Source organism: Nitrospirota bacterium (assembly GCA_040755395.1).
Classification (GTDB): domain Bacteria; phylum Nitrospirota; class Nitrospiria; order Nitrospirales; family Nitrospiraceae; genus DATLZU01.
In genome coordinates this window covers 1-2,018 of record JBFMAX010000042.1, presented here as the reverse complement: position 1 = coordinate 2,018, position 2,018 = coordinate 1, and the positions used below count along the sequence as shown (strand labels likewise).

Annotated in this window: 1 protein-coding gene; it reads left to right on the top strand. The window is 64.0% G+C overall.

Features of this window, described 5'->3' with window-relative positions; genetic code table 11:
- On the top strand, positions 1-1,956 hold a 1,956-nt coding region (locus tag AB1555_19985; protein ID MEW6248958.1), incomplete at its 5' end, for a molybdopterin dinucleotide binding domain-containing protein.
- Between the last annotated feature and the right edge of the window lie 62 nt (positions 1,957-2,018).

Below are 2,018 nucleotides of genomic sequence, written 5' to 3'. Positions count from 1 at the left end.
TACGGCTCGCCGAACGTTCCGATCGGCCACTCGTCGATCTGCTCGGACGGCAGCGTGCTCGCCAAGCAGTGCACCGACGGCAATGCGTCGTACAGCGCGTACGACTACCGCAACGCCAACATGCTGCTGATGTTCGGCGCGAACTTCCTCGAGTCGTTCCGGCCGTACAACAACAACATGCAGGTGTGGGGCTACATCCGCGGCGAGAAGACGCCGAAGACGCGCGTGACCGCGGTCGACATCCACATGAACACGCTGCTCGCCGCCAGCGACCGCGCGCTGCTGGTCAAGCCCGGCACCGACGGCGCGCTGGCGCTGGCGATCGCGCACGTGATCCTGACCGAAGGGCTGTGGGAGAAGAGCTTCGTCGGCGACTTCAAGGACGGCGTCAACCGCTTCAAGACCGGGCAGACGGTTGACCCGAAGGACTTCAACGAGAAGTGGGTCAAGGGCCTGGTCGAGTGGTGGAACATCGAGCTGAAGGACCGCACGCCCGCGTGGGCCGCCGGCGTGACGACGCTGGACGAGCGCGACATCGTCGCGACCGCGCGCGAATTCGGCACGACGCGGCCGGCGATCGCGCTGTTCGAGCGCGGCGCGCACACGTATTCGAACGGCATCTTCAACGGCATGGCGATCCACACGCTGAACGCGCTGGTCGGCTCGCTGTACGCGAAGGGCGGGCTGATGTACCAGATGGGCCCCGCCTACGGTCCGCTGCCCGTCAAAGAGTCGGACTACATGGACGACTACGCGAAGAACGGTCCGTGGAAGAAGTATCCGCGCATCGATCTGAAGGGCCACGAGGACGGCTACCTGCTGGCGAAGAACATGATTCAGGAGGTCGCGAGCAATCACCTCGCCGGCAAGCCGTACAAGCTCGACACGGTGATGTTCTATCTGACGAACCCCGTGTTCTCCGCACCGAATGCGCCGCAGTGGGAGGAGATGCTCAAGGACGTGTTCGTCATCGACACGTCGCCGTTTCCGGGTGAGACGGCGTGGATGGCGGATCTCGTGCTGCCGGATCACACCTACCTCGAACGCTTGCAGGACGCGCCGACGTATCCGTTCCAGGGCTGGCCGCTGGCGCAGCTCAGGGTACCGGCGATCAAGCCGCTGTACGACACCAAATACTTCGGCGACACGCTGATCGAGATCGGCAAGCGCATCAAAGGGCCGATGGGCGAGTACTACAAGGCGCTCGGCAACAGCGAGAACGTGATCCGGGCGCTCGCCAAGGGGTTCGAGTCCGCCCCCGGCGACAACGGCGTGAAGGACTTCGAGAGCTGGAAACAGAAAGGGGTCTGGTACCGCAAGCCCTACCTCTGGCAGCAACGCAACGGCGAGTTCTACGAGTGGGACGGCAAGGGCTACAACAAGCCGATGAAACCGGAGGAGGTCAAGGACAAGCTGCTGAAGACCGATTCCGGCAAGTTCGAGATCCGCTCCAGCTATCTCGAACACAAGGCCGACTGGATCGCTGCCAAGACCGGCCGCGACAAGAACAGGCTGATGTTCCCGATCTGGGAGGAGCCCAAGTACACCGGCGGCGGCGACCTGCACTTCGTCACGCCGAAGACGGCACTGCACTGCGAGGGCCGCGGCGCCAACATCCCGACCGTGATCGCGCTGTTCCAGCCCACCGTCGGCGGGCGCGGCGCCAAGCGGGCGCTGTGCGAGATCCATCCGACCGTTGCCCATGCCAAAGGCATCAAGGACGGCGACAAGATCCGCATCAAGTCGGCGCTCGGTCAGATCGATGCAATTGCCGCGGTGACGGAACTGACACGGCCCGACACGCTGGTGCTGCCGTTCGAGTACGGCCACTGGGCGCACGGACGCTGGGCCAAGGGGGCCGGCTCGCACGTCAATACGTTGATCGCCAACCAGTCCGATCGCATCACCGGCATGGCGAACTACTACAGCGCCAAAGTCACCGTCGAAAAGGCTTAGGAGGCAGCCATGGCGAAATGGGGAATGGTGATCGACCTGGACAAGTGCACCGGCTGCCAGGC